General features: G+C 44.5%; 22 protein-coding genes. 5 read left to right on the forward strand and 17 right to left on the reverse strand.

Annotated elements, in window-relative coordinates; all coding sequences use genetic code 11:
- Window positions 1–31: 31 nt before the first annotated feature.
- From BQ5453_RS10920 to BQ5453_RS11000, 17 genes are all read right to left on the reverse strand, one after another.
- Complete coding sequence (locus BQ5453_RS10920; protein WP_071123231.1) at window positions 32–601, reverse strand: flavin reductase family protein; 570 nt, start codon at window positions 599–601, stop codon at window positions 32–34.
- 3 nt (window positions 602–604) lie between these two features.
- The gene (gene pyrI, locus BQ5453_RS10925; RefSeq protein ID WP_022102692.1) at window positions 605–1,066 is read right to left on the reverse strand and encodes an aspartate carbamoyltransferase regulatory subunit; all 462 of its coding nucleotides are present in this window, start codon (window positions 1,064–1,066) and stop codon (window positions 605–607) included.
- 19 nt (window positions 1,067–1,085) lie between these two features.
- On the reverse strand, window positions 1,086–2,018 hold the full coding sequence (gene pyrB, locus BQ5453_RS10930; RefSeq protein WP_022102691.1) for an aspartate carbamoyltransferase: 933 nt from the start codon (window positions 2,016–2,018) through the stop codon (window positions 1,086–1,088).
- Window positions 2,019–2,083: 65 nt separating this feature from the next.
- Entirely contained in the window at window positions 2,084–3,409 is a 1,326-nt protein-coding gene (locus BQ5453_RS10935; RefSeq protein WP_071123232.1) for a bifunctional folylpolyglutamate synthase/dihydrofolate synthase, read from the reverse strand.
- Window positions 3,410–3,489: 80 nt separating this feature from the next.
- Window positions 3,490–4,650: a molecular chaperone DnaJ gene (dnaJ, locus tag BQ5453_RS10940; protein ID WP_071123233.1), complete on the reverse strand. Its 1,161-nt coding sequence runs from the start codon at window positions 4,648–4,650 to the stop codon at window positions 3,490–3,492.
- Between the two features lie 59 nt (window positions 4,651–4,709).
- The gene (locus BQ5453_RS10945) at window positions 4,710–5,258 is read right to left on the reverse strand and encodes a nucleotide exchange factor GrpE (protein ID WP_022102687.1); all 549 of its coding nucleotides are present in this window, start codon (window positions 5,256–5,258) and stop codon (window positions 4,710–4,712) included.
- A 51-nt stretch (window positions 5,259–5,309) separates the two neighbouring features.
- The gene (locus BQ5453_RS10950; protein WP_022102686.1) at window positions 5,310–6,932 is read right to left on the reverse strand and encodes an ABC-F family ATP-binding cassette domain-containing protein; all 1,623 of its coding nucleotides are present in this window, start codon (window positions 6,930–6,932) and stop codon (window positions 5,310–5,312) included.
- A gap of 78 nt (window positions 6,933–7,010) precedes the next feature.
- A complete protein-coding gene (locus BQ5453_RS10955) occupies window positions 7,011–7,703 on the reverse strand; it encodes a 4'-phosphopantetheinyl transferase family protein (RefSeq protein WP_235860080.1) in 693 nt (230 codons plus the stop codon).
- Between the two features lie 10 nt (window positions 7,704–7,713).
- Window positions 7,714–8,166, reverse strand: coding sequence for a single-stranded DNA-binding protein (locus tag BQ5453_RS10960; RefSeq protein WP_022102684.1), 453 nt, complete (start codon window positions 8,164–8,166; stop codon window positions 7,714–7,716).
- 72 nt (window positions 8,167–8,238) lie between these two features.
- Entirely contained in the window at window positions 8,239–8,697 is a 459-nt protein-coding gene (locus BQ5453_RS10965) for a DUF4293 domain-containing protein (protein WP_071123235.1), read from the reverse strand.
- Window positions 8,694–9,038, reverse strand: a complete 345-nt coding sequence (locus BQ5453_RS10970) for a DNA-directed RNA polymerase subunit omega (RefSeq protein WP_022102682.1) — start codon at window positions 9,036–9,038, stop codon at window positions 8,694–8,696. Before BQ5453_RS10970 ends, BQ5453_RS10965 begins: the two co-directional genes overlap by 4 nt.
- Before the next feature lie 25 nt (window positions 9,039–9,063).
- Window positions 9,064–9,924 carry an outer membrane protein assembly factor BamD gene (locus BQ5453_RS10975; RefSeq protein WP_071123236.1) on the reverse strand — a complete coding sequence of 287 codons (861 nt, stop codon included), beginning with the start codon at window positions 9,922–9,924 and terminating at the stop codon, window positions 9,064–9,066.
- A 158-nt stretch (window positions 9,925–10,082) separates the two neighbouring features.
- On the reverse strand, window positions 10,083–11,849 hold the full coding sequence (gene aspS, locus BQ5453_RS10980) for an aspartate--tRNA ligase (protein WP_071123638.1): 1,767 nt from the start codon (window positions 11,847–11,849) through the stop codon (window positions 10,083–10,085).
- A 141-nt stretch (window positions 11,850–11,990) separates the two neighbouring features.
- The gene (locus BQ5453_RS10985; protein WP_071123237.1) at window positions 11,991–12,521 is read right to left on the reverse strand and encodes a GNAT family N-acetyltransferase; all 531 of its coding nucleotides are present in this window, start codon (window positions 12,519–12,521) and stop codon (window positions 11,991–11,993) included.
- Between the two features lie 15 nt (window positions 12,522–12,536).
- Entirely contained in the window at window positions 12,537–13,139 is a 603-nt protein-coding gene (locus tag BQ5453_RS10990; RefSeq protein ID WP_071123238.1) for an IMPACT family protein, read from the reverse strand.
- 210 nt (window positions 13,140–13,349) lie between these two features.
- The gene (locus tag BQ5453_RS10995) at window positions 13,350–13,805 is read right to left on the reverse strand and encodes a MaoC family dehydratase (RefSeq protein WP_071123239.1); all 456 of its coding nucleotides are present in this window, start codon (window positions 13,803–13,805) and stop codon (window positions 13,350–13,352) included.
- A 32-nt stretch (window positions 13,806–13,837) separates the two neighbouring features.
- Window positions 13,838–14,827: a flagellar basal body-associated FliL family protein gene (locus tag BQ5453_RS11000; protein ID WP_071123240.1), complete on the reverse strand. Its 990-nt coding sequence runs from the start codon at window positions 14,825–14,827 to the stop codon at window positions 13,838–13,840.
- Window positions 14,828–16,247: 1,420 nt separating this feature from the next.
- Between BQ5453_RS11000 and porE the strand changes: the two genes are divergently transcribed.
- The 5 genes from porE (at window position 16,248) to BQ5453_RS11030 (ending at window position 26,424) form a co-directional block, all read left to right on the forward strand.
- Complete coding sequence (gene porE / locus BQ5453_RS14710; RefSeq protein WP_071123242.1) at window positions 16,248–18,299, forward strand: PorE family type IX secretion system protein; 2,052 nt, start codon at window positions 16,248–16,250, stop codon at window positions 18,297–18,299.
- Window positions 18,300–18,338: 39 nt separating this feature from the next.
- Window positions 18,339–19,085 (forward strand): MlaE family ABC transporter permease, encoded by a 747-nt coding sequence (locus BQ5453_RS11015; protein WP_022102670.1) that lies wholly within the window; start codon window positions 18,339–18,341, stop codon window positions 19,083–19,085.
- Window positions 19,082–19,867, forward strand: coding sequence for an ABC transporter ATP-binding protein (locus tag BQ5453_RS11020; protein WP_071123243.1), 786 nt, complete (start codon window positions 19,082–19,084; stop codon window positions 19,865–19,867). Before BQ5453_RS11015 ends, BQ5453_RS11020 begins: the two co-directional genes overlap by 4 nt.
- Before the next feature lie 593 nt (window positions 19,868–20,460).
- The gene (gltB, locus tag BQ5453_RS11025) at window positions 20,461–24,954 is read left to right on the forward strand and encodes a glutamate synthase large subunit (RefSeq protein ID WP_071123244.1); all 4,494 of its coding nucleotides are present in this window, start codon (window positions 20,461–20,463) and stop codon (window positions 24,952–24,954) included.
- Window positions 24,955–25,080: 126 nt separating this feature from the next.
- Entirely contained in the window at window positions 25,081–26,424 is a 1,344-nt protein-coding gene (locus BQ5453_RS11030; RefSeq protein ID WP_071123245.1) for a glutamate synthase subunit beta, read from the forward strand.
- Window positions 26,425–26,599: the final 175 nt, after the last annotated feature.

Raw genomic sequence — 26,599 nt, forward strand, 5'->3', positions numbered from 1 at the left:
TTTGGGTTAAACTTTATATGTGTGTATTTTATTAGTTGTCCTTTTTTACGGAAAATCCGAATTTGCCGATAAAATCTCCAAGTGCATAATAGCCTCCGTGTAAGTAGACCAAGGGGTTGCTTTGATCCAAATGCCATTTGCCCTGTTCATCGAGGAATTTGGCATCGGCTTGTACATTCACTACTTCGGCTATAAACATATCATGTGAGCCAAGATGTACGATCTCTTTTACGCGACATTCAATACTTAATGGAGATTCAGCAACAATTGGGGTTTTAATGGCGTGTGATGGTGCAGGAGTTAAACCGGTTTCTTCAAATTTGTTGTAATCTCTGCCCGATTTTACACCGCACCAATCTGTTGCATTGGCAAGTTGCTCTGTTGTCAAATTTATGACGAACTCCATGTTGCGTTTGATGATATCGTAGGAGTATCGTTCGGGACGCACGGAAATGTAACACATGGCAGGGTTCGTGCAAATGGTTCCAGACCACGCTACGGTAAAGATGTTGTATTCATCAGGCGTGGTGCCACACGATATCAGAAGGGCTGGAAGCGGGTATATCATAGTACCCGGCTTCCAGTCAATTTTGTTTTGCATGAATTATACGAGTTTGATCGTGTCCAGCTTTTGCTCTTTTTCGCAATACTTGCACTGTATGATGCCGTGTTTGCTGTCTGTTACATGGAAGTGTGTGGACATCGGCTCGTTGTTGGTAATGCACTTTGGATTTCCACATTTAACGATTCCGATAATTTCCTGTGGCAGGGTGACACGTTTCTTTTCAACAACCTCGTAGTCGCGTATAACACATAGGGTGACATTGGGTGCAACCACGCTGAGTACGTTTAATTCTGCATCGGTAAAGAATTTCTCTGAAATTTTAATGATGCTTTTGTTGCCCATTTTTTTGCTTGGCAGGTTGTAGCCAATCATCACTTCAGATTCTACATTCTTGTCCTCAAGGTGCAGAAGTCTAACTACCTGGAACAATTTGTTGGAGGGTATGTGGTCTATGACGGTGCCGTTTTTGATGGCGGCGACCATAAGTTCTTGGCGTTTCATATTGTGTACTGTGGTTGTTTTATTTTTTTATGTCGTCTAAAGTTATTCCCAAAACATCGCAAATGATGGCTTGACGTGCGTATAGTCCATTACGTGCTTGTTCAAAATAATAAGCGTGTGGATCGTTGTCGACATCATAGGCTATTTCATTTACTCTTGGCAGCGGGTGTAGAATCTTCATATTCGGACGTGCGTCTTTCAGCATTGATGCACGCAGAATGTAAATGTCTTTAACACGCTCATACTCCATCAAGTCCGTAAAACGTTCGCGTTGTACGCGTGTCATGTATAGAATATCTGCATTGCTGATAACCTCAGAGTTAAAATCCTCATGCTCTACAAACTTTATGCCGTGCTCACGACAATAAATCTTGTATACATCGGGCATGGCAAGTTCCTTCGGGGCAATAAAGTGAAATGTGGGGTTGAAATGGCGCATGGCCATGATGAGTGAGTGGACAGTACGTCCATACTTCAAGTCGCCAACGAGGTATATGTTGAGGTTTTCGAGTGTGCCTTGTGTTTTGTAGATGCTATAGAGGTCAAGCATCGTTTGTGATGGGTGCTGGTTCGCTCCATCTCCTGCGTTGACAACAGGCACAGGTGATACTTCGCTCGCATAGCGGGCTGCTCCTTCAAGATAGTGTCGCATTACTATGACATCGGCATAATTGCTCACCATCATGATTGTATCTTTCAGTGTTTCGCCTTTTGAAGAACTCGTTACTTTGGGGTCTGTAAATCCAATGACTCTTGCTCCCAAACGATTGGCAGCCGTTTCGAATGAGAGACGAGTTCGGGTTGACGGCTCGAAGAAAAGGGTCGCAACCACCTTGTCGTCTAAAATCTTTCGATTAGGGCGTTTCTCAAACTCCTGTGCCATTTGCAGGAGATACATTATCTTTTCTTTTGAAAGGTTGGCTATTGTCACTAAGCTACTTTTCTTGTTCATAGTGTGGTGGTTTTTATTTTATATCGCTGTAAAATTAGAAATTTATAATTACTCGTGATAGCTTTTTATGTGTTTTCTTCATGCGGGAGTGCAGTTTGTTTGTAACGTAGCAAGTCTGCTACAATGAAACTGCTGCCTCCGACGTAGATGTAATCATTTGTTGATGCGTTATTGACGGCGGCTTCATAGGCTTCGGCCACATTGCTATATGTTTTACCATGCAAATCGTATTTTGTTGCAATGTTTGCTATCGTTTGCTCGCTTGTAGCACGCTTAACACTTGCTTTTGTCCAATAATAGCATGCCTCATGGGGTAGTGTGCTCATCACTCTTTCGATATCTTTATCTGAGGCCATGCCGAATACAATGTGCAGCTTGTTGCCAGATGTGGCAATTTGTGCCAGTTGGTGTGCCAGATATTGCCACCCGCCAGTGTTGTGACCGGTATCGCATATAATTGTTGGGTGCTCTTGCAATATCTGCCAGCGTCCGCGCAGACCTGTCATTTCACATACATGTTCGAATGCGTAAGTGATATCTTCGTGTGTGACAGAGAATATTTTTGACAGGCTGTGTAGAGTACACAAAATGGTATTCGCGTTTTTAATTTGGCATTCACCAGTTAATTCTCCGTAGATGTCGCCAAAACTGCGCGTAGTGTAATGTCGCAATTTGTGTCCGTACAAATCGCTAAACTCGCTGCTCAGTACTTCTTTGTTATCTTCGGCAAATAATATGGGGGCTTCCACCTCATGAGCTTTATGTTCAAATACAGAACGTGTTTCAGCATTGCATTCGCCGATAATTACTGGCACTTTATGCTTGATGATGCCGGCTTTTTCGCTTGCAATTTGAGCTAAAGTGCTTCCAAGAAATTGTGTGTGATCAAAACTGATATTTGTTATTACTGACAGTATCGGGTTTATGATATTGGTGCAGTCAAGTCTGCCTCCTAATCCCACTTCAATCACAGCAACGTCAACATGTTGCTCTGCAAAATACTTAAAAGCTAATGCAGTCGTTAGTTCAAAGAAAGAGGGGTGAAGCGGTTCAAAAAATGAGCGTTCTTCTTCAACGAAGTCTATGACATATTGTTGGGGCATCATTTCACCATTAATACGTATTCTTTCTCGAAAGTCTACTAGGTGTGGTGAGGTGTACAAACCAACTTTTAGTCCTGTATGCTGTAATATGGCTGCAATGGTATGTGCACAGCTGCCTTTACCATTTGTACCAGCAATGTGAATTGTTTTATATTGGTTGTGTGGGTGATTGAAGTGTGCATCCAGTATGTGAGTTGTTGACAATCCTTCTTTATATGCCGCACCGCCAACATGTTGAAAGAGTGGGGCGGAGTTGAACAAATATTGTATGGTTTCTTCGTATGTCATGATGGTTGAGCATGTTCCCGTATACAAGAAACGACGGGCAAGCAAGCATTGTTGTGCTTGCTAACCCGTCATGATGTGTACTATTTGTTGAAATAATTTCTAAAGGCTCTGAATATTTTATTTTTAATGTTGTCGGTCGGTTGAATGTGTTTGCTATCATTGAGCGATTCAATTTTAGATTTTTCGTCTTTATCAAGATGCTCAGGTATGTAAACACTGATATTTACGACAATATCTCCTGTGCCGCTGCCATAGCCTTTAATAGCAGGCAAGCCTTTTCCACGTAATCTTAAAGCTGTTCCAGGTTGTGTCCCAGGTTCGATTTTAATACGCGCTTTACCTGTAAGTGTCGGCACTTCTATGGTATCACCCAAAGCAGCTTGTGGCACTGTTAAAAGTAGGTTGTAAATCAAGTCCGTTTCGTCTCTGATAAACTCAGGGTGCGGTGCTTCTTCAATAACAACTTGAATGTCGCCAGGAACGCCATTGTGCATGCCAGCATTACCTTTGCGAGGAATGTTGACAATCATACCCTCGCCAACGCCAGCTGGAATATTAAATTCAACAATCTCTTCGCCTTTAATGATGCCGTCACCATGGCAATGAGTACATTTGTGCTTAATGACAGTACCTTCACCATGGCATGTAGGGCAGGCTTCTTGAGATTGCATTAGGCCAAACATACTACGTTGTGTACGTATTACATAGCCTTGTCCATGGCATGTTGGGCATGTTTCAGGCTTAGATCCATTTTCACAACCGCTGCCGCCGCATTCAGGACATGTAATGTCCTTCTTCATCTTATATTTTTTGGTAACACCGGTTGCAATTTCCTCTAAGGTGAGTTTTACCTTCATGCGCATGTCTGCGCCTTTGTATTGTCTTGGTTGTGCACTTCTGCTGCCACCGCCAAAGCCACCAAATCCATGTCCGCCAAATATATCTCCGAAAGCGCTGAAAATGTCGTTGATGTCCATGCCTTGTCCACCAAAGCCGCCAAAGCCTCCAGCACCATTGACGCCGTCAGCACCAAATTGGTCGTATCGGGCGCGTTTGTCTGGATCGCGCAAGACGTCATACGCCTCAGCAGCTTGTTTGAACTTCTCTTCAGCTTCTTTATTGCCAGGATTTCTGTCAGGGTGATATTTAATGGCAACTTTTTTGTAAGCTCGTTTAATTTCGTCAGCAGTAGCAGTGCGCTCTACTCCTAATATTTTATAATAATCTTTCTCGTCAGCCATTTTGACAACTTGGGTGGATAGACTTGTTGTTTTGATTTATTTGCTTCGGCCACAATTATTTAGTTGCCTACTACCACTTTTGCGTGGCGAAGAACTTTGTCGTTGAGCATGTAGCCTGGCTGCACGCAATCCATAACAAGGTTCTTCTTGTCTTCGTCTTGTGCAGGTACAAGTGCGATAGCCTCGTGATAGTCTGTATCAAAAGGTTTGCCAATGGTATCCATTTTTTGAAGCCCCTGCGATGCAAGTGTCTTGTTCAGCTTTCCGGCAATGAGTTCAACGCCTTCTTTAAGTGCATTGACGTCATCGCTTTTCTGGATATTTGCTATAGCGCGGTCAAAGTCGTCCAAAATCGGTAGCAGTGCACTAAGCACTTTTTCGCCACCATTCAAAATCAACTCGGTTTTCTCTTTCAGCGTACGTTTGCGATAGTTGTCAAACTCTGCAACTTGTCGTAGATATTTGTCTTTTAATTGCGCTATTTCTTCGTTGGCTGCTTCCAGCTTTTCAGCATCAGTCAGTTCCTTTTCAGTTTCAGTAGCATTTTGAGTTTGTGTCTCTTTTGCCTGCTCTTCAACTTCTTTATGTTCTTTATTTTCCATTTTCATGATTGTCTCAGAATATTTTTATTCATTCATGCAACAATTATGCCATTGGTCTTAATCGGCGGTATTGTAAAGTTTTTCTTTTAATTCTTTAACTCTATCGTCATGGATATAATCTTCGTAAGTCATCAATTTGTCTATACTGCCATTAGGAGTCAGTTCGATGATGCGATTAGCAACGGTATTGATAAACTCGTGGTCATGGCTTGAGAAAAGAATGTTGCCTTTGAACAATTTGAGGTTATTGTTGAAGGCTTGAATACTTTCCATGTCAAGGTGGTTGGTCGGCGTGTCAAGAATAAGGCAGTTGGCATTACGCAGTTGCATACGTGCAATCATGCAGCGCATCTTCTCACCACCCGAAAGCACATTCACCTTCTTTTGTATGTCTTCGTCCTTAAACAACATACGTCCGAGGAATGCCTTAAAATATACATCATTGCCTTCGCCAAACTGGCTTAACCATGTCAGCATGTCCATGTCTGTATTGAAGTATGACGTGTTATCAAGAGGCAAGTAGGCAGTTGTGATGGTAACGCCCCATTTGTATGAGCCACTGGCAGGTTTTGCATTGCCATTGATTATTTCGAAAAGTGCGGTCATGGCTCGAGGGTCATGGCTAAGGAACACAATCTTTTCGCCTTTTTCAACAGTAAAGTTGAGCTTGTCAAACAATACGGTGCCATCTTCCAGAGTTGCTTTCAAGTCTTTTACTTCAAGAATTTGGTTACCTGGATCGCGGTCCATCTGGAATATGATGCCAGGATACTTACGCGTAGAGGGCTTAATCTCTTCCACGTTAAGCTTCTCAAGCATCTTCTTACGGCTCGTGGTTTGTTTGCTTTTAGCCACATTCGCAGAAAAACGACGAATGAATTCTTCCAGTTCCTTCTTCTTCTCTTCTGCTTTCTGCTTCTGATTTTGTGCCTGTCTCAAGGCTAATTGCGAAGATTCGTACCAGAAAGAATAGTTTCCGGAAAACAATGTAACCTTTCCGTAGTCAATATCGACAGTGTGAGTACAAACCTGGTCAAGGAAGTGACGGTCGTGGCTAACGACGAGCACGGTATGTTCAAAGTTGCCGAGATATTCTTCCAGCCATTCTACAGTTTCCAAGTCCAAGTCGTTGGTAGGCTCATCAAGCAGCAGATTGTCAGGTTCGCCAAAAAGGGCTTGTGCCAACATGACACGTACTTTTTCCTTACCGCTAAGTTCACCCATCAATTTGCCGTGCAATTTTTCCTTGATACCCAGTCCGCTAAGCAGTGTGGCAGCATCGTTTTCAGCTGTATAACCGCCCATTTGTGCAAACTTGTCCTCAAGTTCAGCAACTTTAATGCCGTCCTCATCAGAGAAGTCTGCTTTAGAATAAAGTTCATTGCGCTCTTGCATGATTTTCCACATGGTAGTGTGTCCCATGAGTACAGTGTCAAGCACAGTGAACTCGTCGTATTTGAAGTGGTCTTGGCTGAGCACAGAAAGGCGTTCGCCTGGTCCCATTTCGACACGGCCCTTGTTAGGCTCAAGTTCTCCAGAAATGGCTTTCAACAAGGTCGATTTGCCAGCACCATTGGCACCTATAATACCATAGATGTTGCCATTGGTGAATTTCATGTTGACGTCTTGATAAAGTATTCGCTTGCCGAATTGAATTGCTAAGTTGGAAACGGTAATCATATTTTGTTTTATGTTATTTCTGTTATGTATTATGTAAGCAGTTATGCTGATTTCTACTGCAAAGTTACTCAAATATAATTAAACTGAGGCCGGTAGGCATATTGTAAGTACACAATCAGGTAGCAATCGGTATCCTATGGTATCATGAAAAGTTGCTTCTTTATATGAGACTTTCGCTATAAGATTGCTAAAAGCGTCTTTTTTCAATAAGATACCATCTCTGAAAGATAATTCCTCTAAATCATGGCTTTTGTATATAGCCTCTTTGGCGCTCCAAATGGTGCAAAAGGCTTTTTCGTCTTCATCAGTGATGGTCCTCGTATCAACTAAAGCTGCAACTTCTTGTTCCGTTGCAAACATTTTTGAAACCCTTTTCGCCGTACTGTTCCATCTTTCGATGTCAATGCCATGCTTCCTGTGTGAGAAACTGAGCGCAAAGTGACCATCAGTATGTGATATGCTGATATGGTATTGTTTATTCGACAAGTAAGGTGCTCCATTTTCGTTGTAGCAAATCCTTACGCCTTTTCCAAGTAGCTTGTACAGGATAACCCTGACAGACACCTTTTCAACAAACCTTTTGTCACATATATTCGATAGCCCACCTTTTTCTTCGGCAGAAACGCAAATGTCTGCATATTTCTGAATGTCCGGTCGCGAGAGCTTGTGATGCCATAAAAAGACCCGCACCTCGTTTGCTGCTAAATTGTCAAGCATTGTCGATGCGAGTCTTTCTATATCTGTGTCTATAAATTCTTGTAAGTTCAGCACTTCTTGTCTTTTAGAATGGGCACTTTTGTGGGGGTGGGGTATTACCGTTTTGACTTTGTGAGGCAGGGAACGGATTGCTTTGCGTGGGCTGTGTGGTGTTGTCACCTTGTTGCGCTGTATTTGTTTGGCTTCGCGGCGTCAGCATTTCCAGGTTTGATGCCCAAATCTCGGCCGTTCTGCGTGTAACGCCTTTCTTGTCTGTATACGATCTGTAGCGCAGTTCACCTTCGATGTACAATTTGTCGCCTTTATGTACATAACGCTCCACAATTTCAGCCAACCGCCTCCACAGATAGATGTTGTGCCATTCTGTGCGCTCTGGCACATTGGTTCCATTGGGTAGGGTGTAGCCTGGAACGCTTGTAGCCAATCGGAGTTGTGCTGTGCATACGCCCTGATCCAAATAGCGGATTTCTGGATCATTTCCAACGTGGCCAATAAGCATGACTTTGTTTAATGACATAAGATTATAGGATAGTATGTTGTTCTGATTTCTTATATATGAGTAAGGGTGTCTCCGCAGTTTGAAAGTTCTTTATCTTATGCGGTCGGCAGCCCTAATCAGGGCTTCGTCGTGTTTGATTGCTCTTTTTGCTAAATAAAGTACAATAATAGCGAGAACAGGAAATAGGCAACCCAATTCAAAATGCAAACTTGTTGCAGTTCTGCTTTGTACAGATAATATGTATGCAGCAAAACTGATATACCACATCAAATTGCTTGCCATGGCAAGGTTGGTGATTTTAATCTGCTTCTTTCTGTTCTTGTAGGTAAATATGGCGGTTACGGCAGCAATAATGCTCGCAATGGCGAAAAATGCCATTCCGTATGGATGTCTTCCAACAATCTCAGGCAAGCAGGCAGGATAGTAGCCTACACTGCTGATGTTGAAAGATTCTTTTGCGCCATAAAAAGCCCAAACGGGAACAAAAAACGTAAAGGCCGGAAATAATCCGGCCAATACGAGGTATATGCTTTGAATACGTTGTATCATGCTTCGGTGCTCAAGTTGTCTTTATCCTTAGCAGGATTGCGGAAGTAGATATTGTGATGCAAGAATTCGTCCGCAGCAATCAGTGTAGGCTTTGGCAATTTCTCGTAATAACGTGAGATTTCGATTTGCTCGCGGTTCTCAAAGGTCTCTTCCAAATTGTCGTTAGTCGAGGCAAACTCCTTCAGTTTACGCTGCAGGTCGTCTCTCATCTGCACAGCAATCTGATTGGCGCGTTTAGACATGATGACAACACTCTCGTAGATGTTGTTTGTGCCGTCGCAAAAGTCCATCAAATTGTGCGTAACTGTGTTTGTTGGTGCTTTACTTTTCTTGTAATCCATTTTATATCTTTAGTTTGCTTTGTTTTTATTTTGTAGAGGCATTACTTGCGTCCTCGTCAGTGTTATCAGTCGTTTGAACGTATTTCTTGGCTTTGTTGAACAAGTCTTTTGCCTCTTTCATATACTTCGATTCAGGGTATTCATTTACGAACCCATAATATTCGTCAATAGCATTATGATAGCGTTCTTCTTTCTTGCTCTCTACACTGAATTGTGCCAATTTGAATTTGGCTCTCAGTATCAATATGGCAAAATCGTCTCGTCTTGTTGTGTACGGATAATCCTTAATGGCATTTTCTGCTGTAACGATACAAGCGCCATAATTACCATTGCTGCCGTTACCTATATAGCTTCCAAGGTCGTAGTATAGCTTTGCCGAAAGGTATTCTTTCTCCACCAATTTGTCTTGTAGCTTGAAAATGAGATCTTGTGCTTGCGGACGTAATTTGCTTGACGGGAAGTTCTCAATGAAATTTTGGAATTCCGTAACAGCCTGAAATGTTTCAGTTTGGTCAAGCTTCGGTTCGGGCGTAATCATGTATAACGATTTGCCACAATTGAAGCGCGCTTCTTCTACATATTTACCCTTAGGGTATGTTTGGTAGTATTTTCTGAAAATAGTAGCAGCAGCATCGTATGAATGTGCTTTCATGTTGCACAAACCTGACAGATACAAGGATTCTTCACCTTGGTCTGTGCCCTTAAGCACAGACAAAATATCCTGTATGAGGAGCGCAGCACGATTGTACATGCCTTCGGCATAGTATTGCTTAGCCACTTCATATTTGTATTCATAGTCTTGTGTCTTGACCACGCGGTTATAGTCTGCACAAGACGCGAAGAATGCTATTATGCTGCAATATATGATGAGAACTATCTTATTCATAATCCAAATTTGGTGCAAATGTACAAATAAATATTGTGTTGCGGACGCGCTTCAATGTTTTTTATATGAAATATACAGATATACGCTGCATTTTCAATAGTAAAAAACAAAATCCCACTTTTACTTGCGGTAAAAAGTGGGATTTAGGCTTATTGTTGTTATTTCGTTTGTGGACGTACGTCTATCAACAGCTCGTCAAGTTGTTTTTGGTCTACTCTCGATGGCGCATCAAGCATAACGTCACGTCCCGAGTTGTTCTTGGGGAACGCAATGCAGTCGCGTATGCTGTCGAGACCGGCGAAGAGTGAAACCCAGCGGTCGAGTCCGTAGGCCAGACCACCGTGAGGTGGTGCACCATACTTGAAAGCATTCATCAAGAAACCAAATTGCTCCTGTGCACGTTCGGGGGTGAAGCCAAGCACCTTGAAAATCTTGGCTTGGAGCACGGCGTCATGTATTCTGATAGAACCACCGCCAACTTCAACACCATTGCACACCATGTCATATGCGTCTGCTAATACTGATGCCGGGTCAGTGTCAAGCAGTGGCACGTCTTGTGGACGGGGTGCTGTAAATGGGTGGTGCATTGCCAGCAGACGGCCTTCTTCTTCGCTCCACTCAAACATGGGGAAGTCAACAACCCAAAGCAGAGCAAACTTGTTTCTGTCGCGCAAACCAAGGCGTTCGCCCATTTCAAGTCGCAATTCGCAAAGCTGCTTGCGTGTCTTCATGGCATCATCGCCAGACATGATCAAAATCAGATCACCAGGTTTGGCGTCCATCTTGTGTTTGAGTTGTTCAAGCACTTCGGGCGTGTAGAATTTGTCAACAGAACTCTTTACCGTGCCATCTTCGTTTACTTTAGCGTGAACCAAGCCCTTAGCTCCGATTTGTGGCGACTTGACAAAGTCTGTAAGTTGATCAAGTTGCTTGCGTGTGTAGTGTGCACAACCTGGGGCACAGATACCACCAATGTATTTGGCATCGTTAAACACGCCAAACGTTCCTGTTCCGCCCAATGTATCCTTCAGTTCAACAAACTCCATACCAAATCGCATATCGGGCTTGTCTGATCCGAAGCGTCGCATGGCTTCATGCCAAGGCATACGTATAAATGGCGTATCGCCCAAATCGTAATGGCGGACCTCCTTAAAGAGGTACTTGGCCATTTCTTCGAAGGTATTCAGAATGTCGTTTTGTGTCACAAAAGACATTTCGCAGTCTATCTGGGTGAACTCGGGTTGGCGGTCGGCACGCAAGTCTTCATCGCGGAAACACTTTGCTATTTGGAAGTAGCGATCCATTCCTGCCACCATGAGCAACTGCTTCAGCGTCTGCGGACTTTGCGGCAATGCGTAAAATTGACCGGGGTTCATGCGTGAGGGGACGATAAAGTCGCGTGCGCCTTCGGGCGTAGAACCGATAAGTACAGGCGTCTCGATTTCGAGGAATCCCTTCGAGTCAAGGAAATTACGTACAGCAATGCAGAATTTATGACGCAATTCCAGGTTTGCACGAACATTCTCACGGCGCAAATCCAAATAGCGGTATTTCATGCGCAAGTCGTCACCGCCATCAGTGTTCGTTTCGATGGTAAATGGTGGAACAAGCGATTCGTTGAGAACCGTCATTTCGCTGACAATAATTTCGATATCGCCAGTTGGTATTTTTTCGTTCTTGGCGTAGCGCTCATTCACGGTACCTTTTACCTGAATGACATATTCGCGTCCCAATTTGTTAGCTTGTGCACAGAGTTCTGCATTTGTCTCTTCGTTGAATACGAGCTGTGTTATGCCATAGCGGTCACGCAGATCAACGAAGGTCATGCCACCCATTTTACGGCTACGCTGCACCCAGCCGGCCAGTGTTACCTCCTGTCCGACATTGCCAATGCGTAGTTCTCCGCAAGTGTTTGTTCTATACATGTTGTTTTGATATTTTTTTGTGCTTCGTATAATAATGCCTGTTGCCATGTGGCGGGGTGTGTGACAAAATTATAGAAACCAAGGTCTTATTTCGCTGCGAAATTACGAATATTGTTTGATACAGAAAAACGTGTGTTGAATTTATTTTACTTTTACGCCATAAACGTGCCGGTGTATGGTGCCAGTGACCTTGTCGAACCCTTTTGTTGTAAAGACCGGGTCCGTGCTCATGATACGGAGTTCGATAGGAGCGTCACACGGTCTGTATGCAGGCTGCATATATGGGAGTTCGGACAATGTGAACCCATGTTTGTTGTAAAAGGTTATTCTGCGCTTGCTGATGTCGTCGGTGGGCATTTCCACTTCCAATACGACAGGTTTGCCTTGGCAAGATTGTTTGAACGTATCAATAGCCTTTCCGCCAATGCCGTTCCCGCGTAGCGACTTAGAGGTTGCAAAATGCTCTATATAGATAAAATCCTCGAAATCCCAATATGAAATAAAGCCTGCAAACACATCATCTGACAATATTTCTATTATGCGAAAATGATTGCGTGTTTGCCACAGGTCCAGCCATTGGGCAACGGGACGTCGCTCAATCTTAGGGAATGCTTCAGTGTACAATGCAATAGCCTGGTCGATACTCTGTTTCGTGATTTGTCTGATCTGCATATACGTTGTACGTAGTTAGTCTTGTTCAACAAACTTCAGACTCAGTATTTTGGAGAGCCTGTCTCGAAGGGCGCATTCATCGTCTTGTCGCACAGAAACCGTGAGAATTGTGCCTTGAAGGTCATAGTCGCGTTGCGTAATGTCGGCCCCAGCTTCGCGTATAAATCGCATGGCGGTGTCAGCGTCGGTGTAGGGAATTGACACAATCAAGGTCGAAGTAATAATCTTTTCTTCACACTCGGCAAGGTTTAGTGCTTCGCCCATGCAGGTTTTATATGCAACTCCTAATGGCCCTGTGCCTAACTTTACGCCACCAAAATATCTTACCACAATACCTAAGGTGTATGTAAGGTTGTGTGACACGATCTGGCCTAAAATGGGGCGGCCAGCGGTTCCGCTCGGTTCACCATCATCGTTTGCGCGTGTCGTTTTGCCATCGTCGCCAATGACGTAAGCGTAGCAAACGTGCCGTGCATCGTAATATTTCTTTTTATATGCAGCTATGATGCTCTTGGCTTCATCTTCGCTCTCAACGTGCATGGCAAATCCCAAAAAACGAGAGCGCTTTTCGGTCAGTTGGTATTCGGCTGATGACGTTATCGTCAAGTATGTGTCCATAAGTATGTGTTCAAATGGTGGGTCGCTTTGTGTCAGTTCAATATGGTAAAGGTACGGGACTTTTGTATCTGAAGTTGGAGCAGTGCTACTGCCAAGGTGAGCGGATTTGTGAAAATGCTGGTGGCCTGATGATTATGAATGTCAGATATCTTGCTTAAAGATGTGTGTTCATAATACAGACCACCAGCATTGATGAAAGCGTTCCTCGCCTTAGTTAAAGTGATAAAGGAATGTCGCGATGCCAGACAGCGCGGGCTTCTTTTGGTCTTTTATCTCGATGGTGAACTTGATTTCCACCTTGCAGATGCCGCGCAAGTTGGCTATGCTGTGCAATGTTGCCACCAGGCGCACGCTTTGGCCGCTCAACACGGCCTGGCCGTACTTCATCTTGTCCATGCCATAGTTTACCATCATCTTGAGATTGTTCACCTTGATGATTTGCTCCCACATATAGGGCAGCAATGACAGAGTCAAATAGCCATGTACAATAGTTTGTCCAAATGGGCCGTTCTTGGCCTTTTCGGGGTCAACGTGTATCCATTGGTGGTCAAGTGTGGCATCGGCAAATGCGTTAATGCGGTCTTGGTCAATTTCAAGCCAGTCAGACTTGCCAAGTTCTTGTCCAAGATATTTTTCAAATTCTTCGTAAGAGTTGATAGTCAGCATGTTAAGTGTAATGTTTTAGAGTAATAAAATAATTATTGTCTTGATATCTCGTCCATAGTCAGAGAGGTAATCAGCAGTTGCGGGTCAATCTCGGCCGAACATTTGTATTGTCCGAAGGTTTTGCCTTCGTTGTCCCGTTCAATATGTTGGTCCACGCTGAATGTGGCGATGTAGCTTCCGTTGCTGTTCTTCTTTATTTGGAAGTCGCGGTTGACAGTGAACTGAACACTCTGAATGTGCTCATTAAACATACCTTGAATAGTGCTGAGTACGGTCGCCTTACTTGCATTGTGCTGGTGCAGGAATGTTTTCATTGTCGAGGCAATGTTAGTACATATCTTGCTCTCGTCTTGTGCTGCAAAACCATTGTAAAAATCCGTCACGATGTTCATGATCTGTATACGCTCATCATCGCTAACTTCTTGGTCGCGCAATGTGCCTTGGGCAATTGAGGCTTCTGAGGCATATCGGCCGTCGGGGTGTGCGTCAAGATAGCGTTGAAATGCCTCAGGCGTACCGAGCTTCTGAGCTGTGATGTAATCAAGTGAGTCTATTTTGATATCGCACAGGCGTCCGTATTGTATATCTGAGTATGTATTCTTAAAGTTTATGAAGTCATTTACGTTGTCAGACAAGGAAATACTCTGCCATTTTGAAAGCATTGCTTCAAGTGTGTTCAAGCGTTGACGCACTTCGTTGGCATGCTCGCTGTTCGGGTATTTTTCCAAGAAATCTCTGTAGTCTTGCGGGTTGTCATTGTTTTCGAGCACTTCGTATGCCATTTCCTCTTGCGATGCGGCATTGCTCGAAATGATATAGTACGATGCGCCACCTATAATAAGTAGCAAAATGACAATCGTTGCGATAATCCAATTTCGTTTTTTGTTGTTCTTTGGCTGTAAAGCTGGTGCTTGAGCCATGTCTTGAGCAGCGGTTCCATTAGTGGGTTGCTGACCGTCTGCCACATTAGAGGGTTGTGCACTGTCGTTGGAGCTGACTGTGCCTGTGGTTTGTTGTTCCATGTTATGTTGTTTTATTAAATGCTTGGTTCGAAACTTGCAAAATGTGTGTCTCGTCCTTTTAATTGTGCAAAATTACATCAACGAAGCATATAAACAAAACAAAGCCATGCTTTTTTGGGCATTTTCCCCTTCAGTATCCGTATGTCCTAAGTGAGTATGTGGTGTGAAATAAATGGACTGTGGATCAATATAATGGTGCGCATGAGCAAAACTATATTGCACGTTGATGATAATAAAGACGAAGGGAGTGTTGTATAAGTAATGTCAATAAAAATGTGCAGGTGTCACACTCCTTTGCACCACGTTATCTATATTACATGCACTTTTTGCGTAAATTGTCTGCACTCTGCACTAAAGCTCTTAAATGCTTGAATATGAGTGCGTTATGGCGTGTAGATAGCGTTTTTGTATGCACTTCGATGATGTTGTCTACACTTGTCTGCACTCGAAATATTGGCGTCTGCACTGTCTGCACTGCCATGTGCAGTTTCTTGCACTGGCAGCGTGTCATTCCGGTATAGGGAGATAGAAAAAAATGTCGGACTAACAGGAGTTTCTCTCCCCCTATGCTGTTTCGGCGCCCTGGTACAAGCGAATAAACTTTATCTGTTGACTGGTGCAGACAAGAGTGTATATGAAAAGACTTGGTGTATACACCGTATAACATATTGAATATCATTGTATTATGCGCAAAAGTGCAGAGTGTAGACAAAAATGTCATAAACAAAAAACGAGAAGGTAAACGACATTATGTGTCCGCGTGCATATAGTATGTCTACACTTCACATGGTAAGTATGCCACTCCGCATAATCGGAAAGCTAAAGTTCTGATCTGAATGTAGGCGAATATTGTGTACCAATGTCTCATTTCTCATGTTCTTATTTGCTGTATAAATGGTGTAATGAGCGAAAAATGAAATCATTTTTCATATCAACTGAGTTAGTTGTTGTATCTTTGCATAAGATAGGCTGCGGTTCGGCAAAGATTGCAAGTAAACTTGCATCTCTGCGTTCACCTTGCACTATCTTTGCATAAGATAGGCTGCGGTTCGGCAAAGATTGCAAGTAAACTTGCATCTCTGCGTTCACCTTGCACTATCTTTGCATAAGATAGGCTGCGGTTCGGCAAAGATTGCAAGTGAACTTGCATCTCTGCGTTCACCTTGCACTATCTTTGCATAAGATAGGCTGCGGTTCGGCAAAGATTGCAAGTAAACTTGCATCTCTGCGCTCACCTTGCACTATCTTTGCATTAGATAGGCTGCAGTTCAGCAAAGATTGCAAGTAAGCTTGCATCTCTGCGCTCACCTTGCACTATCTTTGCATTAGATAGGCTGCGGTTCGGCAAAGATTGCAAGTAAACTTGCATCTTTGCGCTCACCTTGCACTATCTTTGCATAAATTTCATACGACATAAATAATGCAACAATACAAAAACAATATAATAGGCGCAGTTTTATGCTGCATCTTTCTGCTGATGGTATTGTCAGGGTGTGGCAGTGCGGAGAAATCAATAAAGAGGGGCGATGCCGCACTTGCACTTGGCGAATATGCCGAAGCTGCAGCGCAATATAAACGGGCTTATGGGCAAACCCCGGCTACAGACAAGAAAAGACGTGGGTTCGTAGCCTATAAGATGGGTGATGCTTACAGACGCTATGGCAATGTGGCCAGAGCAGTCGGTGCATTTCAAAATGCTGTTCGTTATGGTGTAAAAGATACTTTAACCTATTTGCATTTGGGCGACATGCTTCGTCTGCAGGGCAATTATAAGGGAGCGGAAAATGCTTATAGGGCTTATGCCGATTCCTTTCCTGGCGATTTGCGCGCAGAACAAGGTATTAACGATTGCCTTACTGCTCCCTCTGTCAAACAGATTGGTTCGGCTTATAGTGTCAAGCTGGCTACTTTGTTTAATAGTTCGCGTTCTGACTTTAGTCCGGCTTATATGGGCGTTGATGCGCAACAGTTGTATTTTACGTCAACGCGTCAGCAGGCAAAGGGGGATATTAGCAGCATTACAGGCATTAAGAACGGTGACATATTTTTCTCCAAGAAAGACGAAAAAGGCAAGTGGAAAGTGGCTGAGGCTGTGGAGGGAGATGTAAATACCGAGAACGACGAAGGTGCTTGTGCCTTTACACAGGACGGAAAAACGATGTATTTTACAGTGTGTCGCACCGATCCTTCTTATCCCCGAATGGCTGAAATTTGGAGCTCGCAGCGTACTGATGCCAAATGGAGCAAGCCTGTGCAAGTCAAGATTTCTAATGACACGCTGTCCTCGTTTGCACACCCCGCAGTTTCTCCTGATGGACGATGGTTGTATTTCTCGTCGGACATGCCGGGTGGTCAAGGCGGTTTAGATTTGTGGCGTATAGAAATTGGTGGCAAGCATGGCATGGGGCGCTTAGAAAATCTCGGTCCGGCCATCAATACAGCTGGCAACGAATGTTTTCCGACATGCCGTCCCTCAGGCGAGCTATATTTCTCAAGTGACGGACACATCAGTAATATGGGCGGCCTTGACATTTATCGTGCAAAGGAGGACACCATATCAAACGAATGGAAGGTTGAGCATCTGCCTTCGCCTATAAATTCAAATGGCGACGACTTTGGCATGACATTCGAGGGCGTACATAATAGGGGCTTTTTCTCGTCAAACCGGGCAACTGGTGGGCGAGGTTGGGACAAAATATATGAATTCTCATATCCTGAGGTACTGCAGAGTGTAAAAGGCTGGGTGTATGAGCAAGATGGGTACGAATTGCCTGCGGCCGTCGTATATATGGTAGGCAGTGATGGTACAAACGAAAAGATAGGCGTCCTTTCTGATGGTTCATTTGTGAAACCTCTCAAACCAGGGGTTAGCTATCTGATATTGGCCACGTGTCAAGGATATCTGAACGTTTGCAACGAGTTGCGTGCCGACACCACTGAGGTTGAAAAGCAGCATGTGTTGCAATTTCCATTGCCGAGTATCAGTTCTCCCGTGTTGGTGCGTAATGTGTTCTATGAGTTTGACAAGGCCACCCTCACCGATAATTCGCGCGAGGCGCTTGATCGATTGGTTAAAATGCTTAATGAAAATCCTAATGTGACAATCGAACTTGCGGCTCATTGCGATTATCGCGGTAATGCGGAGTACAACTTGAAATTGTCGCAGCGACGTGCAGAGAGCGTGGTGCGCTACTTGACAGGACATGGTATAGCGTCTGACCGCTTGACCGCAAAGGGGTATGGCAAAGAAATGCCAAAGGTGGTGAATAAAAAGCTGACGGAAACTTATCCCTTCTTACATGAAAACGACACATTGAGTGTGCCGTACATATTAAAGTTGCCGGCAGACCAACAAGAAGTTTGTAATGCCTTGAACCGTCGTACAGAGTTCCGCGTACTGCGTACAACTTATGGGCTGTTCGATGCCAACGGAAACTTAAGACCGGAAGCGCTGCGCAAAACTGGGGATTAGTAGAGATATAAGAAGCAAAAACGAAAAGAAGATAATAAGATGATAATAGCAAAGTTCTTGAATGCCTTCGGGCGTTACCTCATGTTGATGGGACGAACATTTTCGCGCCCGGAACGCATGCGTATGTTCTTAAAGCAGTATATAAAGGAGATGGTGCAGCTTGGTGTCGACTCCATAGGTATTGTATTGCTTATATCGTTCTTTATTGGTGCAGTGATTTGTATTCAGATAAAGTTGAACATACAGAGTCCTTGGATGCCGCTATGGGTGTCGGGGTATGTCACACGCGAAATCATGTTGCTTGAGTTCTCATCGAGTATCATGTGTCTTATTTTGTCGGGCAAGGTTGGGTCAAACATCGCCTCCGAATTAGGTACTATGCGCACTACGCAGCAGATTGATGCACTGGAGATAATGGGGGTCAACCCGGCTTCGTTCTTGATTTTGCCCAAAATCACGGGGCTTGTCACTATCATGCCACTCTTGGTTGTGTTCAGCACCTTTAGTGGTATAATAGGTGCGTATGCCACAGCTTATATTGGCCATATCATTACACCGTCCGATTTAACGGCTGGTCTTCAGCACTCTTTCACACAATGGTTTTTCTGGATGGGCGTGATTAAATCGCTGTTCTTTGCATTTATCATTTCCAGTGTGTCTTCATTTTATGGTTACAATGTCGAAGGTGGAAGTATTGAGGTGGGAAAGGCAAGCACCAATGCCGTGGTGTCGTGCTCTATGCTCATATTGTTTTCTGATTTATTCCTTACACAATTACTCTCATGATTGAAATTAAGAATTTACATAAGTCGTTTGATGGCAAGGAGGTGTTGAAAGGGATAACCTCAACATTTGACAGTGGTAAGACTAATCTTATCATTGGTCAAAGCGGTTCGGGCAAAACAGTGCTGATTAAGAACATTGTGGGTTTGTTTGAGCCCACCGAGGGCGATGTGCTTTACGATGGCCGCAGTTTTATGCAGATGACAAAGCGCGAGCGTGCCATGCTACGTCGTGAAATGGGTATGATTTTCCAAAATGCGGCGTTGTTCGATTCTATGTCGGTGCTCGAGAATGTGATGTTCCCACTCGACATGTTTTCAAATGACAGTTATAAGGAACGTGTACGTCGTGCACAATTCTGTCTTGATCGCGTCAATTTAACAGATGCCGGTGCAAAGTATCCAGGTGAGATTTCGGGCGGTATGCAAAAGCGTGTGGCTATTGCGCGAGCCATTGCCCTGAACCCCAAATACTTGTTCTGCGACGAGCCAAATTCTGGTCTGGACCCTAAAACCTCTTTGGTTATTGACGAGTTGATACATGACATAACCAAAGAGTTTAACACAACCACAATAATCAATACGCATGACATGAACTCTGTTATGGGCATTGGTGAGCACATTTTGTTTATCTATCAAGGACACAATGAGTGGGAGGGGACAAAAGATGATGTCGTGTCATCAAGCAATGAATTACTCAACAATTTCATATTTGCTTCCGACTTGTTCCGTAAGGTAAAGGAGGTAGAGCAGCAGGAAGAGAAAAGGCACCATGCTGTAAAGTAGAGGCTGTTGTGTTTCCTTTACTGCTTATATAACTATAATGTGTTGGTAGGTCTTGTTGACCGAAAAACGAATGTTGAGATTTGTTCGCCAATGAATTTACCGAATGTCTGGTAAAACTCGGTAGAGCATGTTCCAGCTTGTAAAGGGACTTGAAGGCTTAATATTTCTCTTGGTAAGAAATATGTTTATGTGTAACCGCAAGTTCGGAGTGGTATTGTAATATACATGTTAGTATTCTATTAAGTCTCGTGTATATTACAATGCCATTCCGAACTTGCGGTTACAGATATGTCAAGCAACTGCTTGGGAACGCATCATAATGGCTGATACGCTTGAGCAGTATTGTATGACATAAATGCGAATATTGTGCATTTTATCTTACAAAATGTAATTATTGTATGTATAATATCTGTTATTATGAAAAATATTCGTGCATAATGCGTTATTTTGAAAGATAAGTCATTATCTTTGCATGATGACAAGCAAATATGCCATGCAATCAAGCGCGAACCATTGGCATTTTGCATTGTAATATAGGCAAGTAACAACAATATGAATAAGTCACACGCATAAAAACACAATACGAGGACGCTATGCATAAACAAGACGATTTTAACGAAGGGCTTTATTGCGCTGAGAACGAGCACGACGCTTGCGGCGTAGGCATGATAGTCAACATTCATGGTGGAAAAAGCCATGAATTGGTTGATTCTGCTTTGAAGGTTCTTGAAAACATGAAGCACCGCGGTGCCGAGGGCGCAGACAACAAAACTGGTGATGGTGCGGGCATCATGCTGCAAATACCTCACGAGTTTATTTTGCTGCAAGGCATACCTGTTCCTGAAAAGGGCAATTATGGTACTGGCTTGGTCTTTCTGCCAAAGGATGCCGCAGAGCAAGAACAGATACTCAGTATTTTTATTGAAGAAATAGAGCGTGAGGGGTTATCGCTCATGCATTTGCGCACTGTTCCTACCAATTCTGACATATTGGGCGAGGAGGCACTTGCTACTGAACCCGCAATAAAACAAGTGTTTATAACGGGTGCAACTCCCGAAACTCTTGAACGCAAACTGTACATCGTTCGTAAAAAGGTAGAGCGTCGTATTGATAATAAGAACTTCTATATTTGTTCGCTTTCGTCAAAGAATATTGTGTATAAGGGTATGCTCTCTTCTACGCAGTTGCGTGAGTATTACCCAGATTTGACACAGCCTTACTTTACCAGTGGACTTGCAATTGTTCACTCACGTTTCTCTACAAACACGTTCCCTACATGGGGATTGGCACAGCCCTTCCGCTTGTTGGCGCATAATGGCGAGATTAACACCATTCGTGGCAATCGTGCGTGGATGGAAGCACGTGAGTCTGTGCTTTCAACTCAAACGCTTGGCAATATAAAGGATATCCGCCCCATCATACAACCCAACATGAGCGACTCGGCTTCGCTTGACAATGTGCTCGAGTTCCTGGTTATGTCGGGCTTAAGCTTGCCTCATGCCATGGCCATGCTGGTGCCGGAGAGCTTTAATGACAAGAACCCTATTTCTGAGGATCTTAAAGCATTCTATGAATACCATTCTATTTTGATGGAGCCGTGGGACGGCCCAGCTGCATTGTTGTTCAGCGATGGCCGTTTTGCGGGCGGTATGCTTGACCGCAATGGTTTGCGTCCGGCTCGTTATTTAATAACCAAGAATAACACCATGGTGGTGGCGTCAGAGGCAGGCGTGATAGGTTTTGAGGCTTCTGAAATAAAGGAAAAGGGCCGTTTGCAACCTGGCAAAATTCTGCTGATAGATACGCAGGAGGGCAATATTTATTATGATGGCGAGTTGAAGGATCGTTTGGCTACGGCGCACCCTTACCGTCAGTGGCTGTCGGCAAATCGTATAGAACTTGATATGCTGAAGAGTGGCCGAAAGGTAGAAAACACGGTTGAGCAGTTTGACAAGCACTTGCGCATATTTGGTTATACACGCGAAGACGTGGAGCGCACCATCACCCCTATGGCCACTAATGGCAGCGAGCCGATAGCCTCTATGGGTAATGATACACCGCTTGCCGTGCTATCAGATCGTCCGCAGTCATTGTTCAATTATTTCCGTCAACAGTTTGCCCAGGTTACCAATCCGGCCATAGACCCGATTCGTGAGGAACTCGTCATGTCGCTCACGGAGTATGTAGGCGCAGTGGGCATGAATATTCTGTCGCCCAATGAGAGCCATTGCAAAATGGTACGTTTGCCTCAGCCTATATTGACAAACCGTCAGCTCGATATTCTTTGTAACATTCGCTATAAGGGATTTAACACCATCAAACTGCCAATGGTGTTTGAAGCATCGAAGGGTGCTGAAGGTTTGAAGGAGGCTCTCGACAATCTTTGTCACATGGCGGAGCAGAGCGTGAATGATGGCATAAATTATATCATACTCTCAGACCGCGGTGTAGACGAAACACATGCTGCCATACCATCTTTGCTCGCGGTTAGTGCCGTGCATCATTACCTTATATCGGTACAAAAACGTATGGAGACGGCGCTTGTGGTTGAGAGCGGTGAAACGCGTGAGGTGATGCATGCAGCCTTGCTTATTGGCTATGGCGCAAGTGCCATCAATCCTTATATGGCCTTTGCTGTACTTGACGATTTGGTAAAGCGCGGCGAGGTGCAGATGAATTACGAAACAGCAGAGAAAAACTATATAAAGGCTATTTGTAAGGGTCTGTACAAGGTTCTTTCAAAAATGGGTATCAGCACCTTGCGCTCATACCGTGGAGCCAAAATTTTCGAGGCCATTGGTTTGAGCGATGAACTGCTGCGCACCTATTTCGGTACACCGGCAGGTACAGTGGGTGGCGTGCATCTTGACCAAATAGCCCGTGATTACGCAAAATTTCACGATGAGGGTTATGCCCCCGACTATGCAGATCGTGAATTGGAAGGCTTGCTTCCGTATGCCGGTTTGTTCAGCTATCGCAAGGATGGCGAAAAGCATGCTTGGAATCCTGAAACTATTTCGACTTTGCAGTTGGCTACACGTTTGGGAAGCTACAAGAAATTCAAAGAATTTACCCGTTCGGTTGATGAGAAGCCAAGCCCCATATTCTTGCGTGATTTCTTTGAGTTCAAGAAAAATCCTATTCCAATTGACGAGGTAGAATCGGTTGATGATATCGTAAAACACTTTGTGACTGGTGCCATGTCGTTTGGTGCCATCAGCAAGGAAGCTCATGAGGCTTTGGCCTTGGCCATGAATAAATTGGGCGCTCGAAGCAATACTGGCGAGGGTGGCGAGGATAATGAACGCTTCCACGAACAGTTTGACGGCATATCGTTAAGCAGCAAGACAAAGCAGATTGCCTCAGGCCGATTTGGCGTAACCACAGAATATTTGGTAAATGCTGAAGAAATTCAAATCAAGGTGGCTCAGGGAGCAAAGCCGGGTGAAGGCGGACAGTTGCCAGGTTATAAGGTAAACCAGATTATTGCCAAAACTCGTCATTCTATACCGGGTATTTCATTGATTTCTCCTCCGCCTCATCACGATATTTATTCAATTGAGGATTTGGCACAGCTCATCTTCGATTTGAAAAATGTCAATCCGAAGGCCCAGATCAGTGTTAAGCTCGTAGCCGAGAGCGGTGTTGGTACCATTGCTGCCGGTGTGGCAAAGGCTAAGGCTGACTTGATAGTTATTTCTGGCGCCGAGGGTGGTACCGGTGCATCACCTGCCTCTTCGATGCGTTATGCTGGTATATCGCCTGAAATTGGACTTTCAGAGACGCAGCAAACGCTTGTATTAAATGGCTTGCGTGGTCAGGTGCGCTTGCAGACTGATGGACAAATCAAAACAGGCCGTGATATCATAGCCATGGCATTGTTAGGTGCCGAAGAGTTTGCTTTCGGTACAACAGTGCTGATCGTGTTGGGCTGTGTCATGATGCGTAAGTGTCATGCAAATACCTGTCCTGTTGGTGTGGCCACACAAAATCCCGAATTGCGTGAACATTTCCGTGGTCATTACGAGTACGTGGTTAATTACTTCCGTTTTCTTGCACAGGAGGTGCGTGAGTATTTGGCAGAAATGGGCTACCGCCACTTTAACGACATTGTTGGCCGCGCCGACCTTATCAGTGTGCGCAAGCCAAATGATGGTTCAAAGGCATCGACGCTCGAATTCGGCCGTTTGCTCCATCGTATAGATAGTACTGCTGCCATACACCACGTTACAGCACAGCATCACAATATTGACACCGTGCTCGACCAAGCTATCATAAAGGCTGCTGCCGAAGCTATTGATAACCAGAAGGAGGTGTCGCTCGAGTATGCCATAGCCAATACAGATCGCTCGGTAGGTGCCATGCTTTCAGGTGCGGTAGCATCTAAGTATGGTCAGAATGGTCTGCCCGACGAAACTATCAATATAAAGTTCAAGGGTTCAGCAGGTCAAAGTTTTGGCGCTTTCCTTACGCATGGTATCAATTTCAAACTTGAGGGCGAAGCTAATGATTACCTTGGCAAGGCCCTTAGTGGTGGTCGCATCGCTGTTATGCCGCCAGTACGTTCAAGTTTCAATGCCGAGGCCAACACCATTGCAGGTAATACATTGTTGTATGGTGCAACGAGTGGTGAAGTCTACATCAATGGTATGGCCGGTGAACGCTTTGCTGTACGAAACTCTGGCGCAATTGCCGTAGTTGAGGGAGTCGGCGACCACTGTTGTGAATATATGACCGGTGGACGTGTAGTAGTGCTTGGTGAGACAGGTCGCAACTTTGCCGCTGGTATGAGTGGTGGTGTGGCATACGTTTGGGACAAGAACCACAATTTCGACTACTTCTGCAACATGGAAATGGTAGAACTCTCGCTCATAGAGGACTCCGCTTCACGCAAGGAATTGCACGAACTGATCAGGCAGCACTACCTTTACACAGGCTCGCAGTTGGCTCGTACCATGCTCGACGACTGGAATCGTTATGTTGACGACTTTATTCAGGTTACTCCCATTGAGTACAAGCGTGTGCTTGCAGAGGAACAGATGCGCAAGTTGCAGCAAAAGATTGCTGAAGTACAAAGAGATTATTAACATAATATGTCAATATACAAGGCAAACTGACCATGGCTGTTGCTGCAGTGAAGCAAGGTCATGCCAGTTCGCCTCAGCCTTCAAGTGAAGTAATCTTTCGAGGGCAAAAATATATACGATAAAATCATGGGAAATCCTAAAGCTTTTCTCACTGTTCCTCGTCAAGATGCAGGTTATCGTCCTATTCATGAGCGTATAGCCGATTTTGGTGAAGTTGAACAAACACTTAATACAAGTGACCGCCGTTTGCAGGCATCGCGCTGCATGGATTGCGGTGTGCCTTTTTGCCATTGGGCTTGTCCGCTTGGCAATCGTCCGCCCGAATTTCAAGATGCCATTTACAAGGGTGAATGGAAGATGGCATACGAAATACTTACCGCTACGAATGATTTTCCCGAATTTACGGGCCGCATTTGCCCGGCATTGTGCGAAAAAAGTTGTGTGCTTAAGTTGTCTATGAATGCCCCCGTCACCATTCGCGAGGATGAATGCTCTGTTATCGAAGCAGCTTTTCGCGAGGGGTACGTACAGCCGCGCAAGTTTGAGCGCAACGGCAAAAAGGTGGCTGTTATCGGTTCGGGTCCTGCGGGCTTGGCTGCGGCTAACCAGCTAAATCATCGTGGGTACGAGGTAACGGTTTATGAAAAGGATGAATATCCTGGCGGTTTGTTACGTTTCGGCATTCCTAACTTCAAATTGCAGAAAACGGTCATCGACCGCCGTATCAAAGTGATGCAAGCAGAAGGCATCACGTTTAAGACCAACACTCCGGTTGACGTTGAAAAGTTGCCCGCAGGCTACGATGCTTATTGCATTTGTACGGGTACTCCCACTGCGCGTGATTTGAAGGTGCCTGGACGTGACTTGAAAGGCGTGCATTTTGCACTCGAACTTTTGTCACAACAAAATCGTGTGCTGGCTGGGCAAGCATTCTCAGCCAAGGAACGTGTTACGGCCAAGGGCAAACGTGTACTCGTAATTGGCGGTGGCGACACAGGTTCGGATTGTATAGGAACGTCGCATCGTCAAGGTGCAGTTAGCGTTACACAAATCGAAATTATGCCCAAACCACCAGTTGGCTCAAATCCCAATACGCCTTGGCCACAGTGGCCAGTGGTGCTCAAAACATCGTCAAGCCACGAGGAAGGGTGTGAGCGCCGTTGGTTGCTCACTACCAACAAGTTTATAGGAACAAAGGACAATCGTGTGTGCGGTGCCGAGGTTGAAGAGGTTGAATGGAAACCTAATCCCGATGGTGGCAGACCAATCATGGTGCCAACGGGTAAAAAGGAGACTATTGAATGTGACATCGTATTTCTTGCCATGGGCTTCCTTCGTCCCGAACAGCCCAAATTCGCCGAAAACGTATTCGTTGCTGGTGATGCTGCAACAGGTGCAAGTTTGGTGGTACGCTGCATTGCTGGCGGACGCAAGGCTGCACAGCAGATTGATGCTTATTTGAGCAAGTAATTACGTTAGGTTGTCATCTTTTTGAAGACCAAATATAAAATCCCATCTCTTTGTATTTGCAAGGAGGTGGGATTTATTTGTGTGCTGGTTTTTTGTCCGTTGCTAAATTATTCGCTCTTTTGTTTTGCGTGTAAGTATGCTTGCGTTAACTTTGCAAGGCAAACAAGTTAATAAG

Source organism: Prevotellamassilia timonensis (assembly GCF_900106785.1).
Taxonomy (GTDB): Bacteria; Bacteroidota; Bacteroidia; order Bacteroidales; family Bacteroidaceae; genus Alloprevotella; species Alloprevotella timonensis.

Bases quoted from the DNA above. Each gene is read 5' to 3' on its own strand.
- BQ5453_RS11000 (WP_071123240.1), bottom strand. From the start codon at position 14,827: ATGGAACAACAAACCACAGGCACAGTCAGCTCCAACGACAGTGCACAA.
- pyrI (WP_022102692.1), bottom strand. From the start codon at position 1,066: ATGAAACGCCAAGAACTTATGGTCGCCGCCATCAAAAACGGCACCGTC.
- BQ5453_RS10935 (WP_071123232.1), bottom strand. From the start codon at position 3,409: ATGACATACGAAGAAACCATACAATATTTGTTCAACTCCGCCCCACTC.
- BQ5453_RS10995 (WP_071123239.1), bottom strand. From the start codon at position 13,805: ATGCTGACTATCAACTCTTACGAAGAATTTGAAAAATATCTTGGACAA.
- gltB (WP_071123244.1), top strand. From the start codon at position 20,461: ATGCATAAACAAGACGATTTTAACGAAGGGCTTTATTGCGCTGAGAAC.
- BQ5453_RS11015 (WP_022102670.1), top strand. From the start codon at position 18,339: ATGATAATAGCAAAGTTCTTGAATGCCTTCGGGCGTTACCTCATGTTG.
- aspS (WP_071123638.1), bottom strand. From the start codon at position 11,849: ATGTATAGAACAAACACTTGCGGAGAACTACGCATTGGCAATGTCGGA.
- BQ5453_RS10985 (WP_071123237.1), bottom strand. From the start codon at position 12,521: ATGCAGATCAGACAAATCACGAAACAGAGTATCGACCAGGCTATTGCA.
- BQ5453_RS10950 (WP_022102686.1), bottom strand. From the start codon at position 6,932: ATGATTACCGTTTCCAACTTAGCAATTCAATTCGGCAAGCGAATACTT.
- BQ5453_RS10970 (WP_022102682.1), bottom strand. From the start codon at position 9,038: ATGGATTACAAGAAAAGTAAAGCACCAACAAACACAGTTACGCACAAT.
- pyrB (WP_022102691.1), bottom strand. From the start codon at position 2,018: ATGAACAAGAAAAGTAGCTTAGTGACAATAGCCAACCTTTCAAAAGAA.
- BQ5453_RS10975 (WP_071123236.1), bottom strand. From the start codon at position 9,924: ATGAATAAGATAGTTCTCATCATATATTGCAGCATAATAGCATTCTTC.
- BQ5453_RS10920 (WP_071123231.1), bottom strand. From the start codon at position 601: ATGCAAAACAAAATTGACTGGAAGCCGGGTACTATGATATACCCGCTT.
- BQ5453_RS11020 (WP_071123243.1), top strand. From the start codon at position 19,082: ATGATTGAAATTAAGAATTTACATAAGTCGTTTGATGGCAAGGAGGTG.
- BQ5453_RS10960 (WP_022102684.1), bottom strand. From the start codon at position 8,166: ATGTCATTAAACAAAGTCATGCTTATTGGCCACGTTGGAAATGATCCA.
- BQ5453_RS11030 (WP_071123245.1), top strand. From the start codon at position 25,081: ATGGGAAATCCTAAAGCTTTTCTCACTGTTCCTCGTCAAGATGCAGGT.
- BQ5453_RS10965 (WP_071123235.1), bottom strand. From the start codon at position 8,697: ATGATACAACGTATTCAAAGCATATACCTCGTATTGGCCGGATTATTT.
- BQ5453_RS10990 (WP_071123238.1), bottom strand. From the start codon at position 13,139: ATGGACACATACTTGACGATAACGTCATCAGCCGAATACCAACTGACC.
- dnaJ (WP_071123233.1), bottom strand. From the start codon at position 4,650: ATGGCTGACGAGAAAGATTATTATAAAATATTAGGAGTAGAGCGCACT.
- porE (WP_071123242.1), top strand. From the start codon at position 16,248: ATGCAACAATACAAAAACAATATAATAGGCGCAGTTTTATGCTGCATC.
- BQ5453_RS10945 (WP_022102687.1), bottom strand. From the start codon at position 5,258: ATGAAAATGGAAAATAAAGAACATAAAGAAGTTGAAGAGCAGGCAAAA.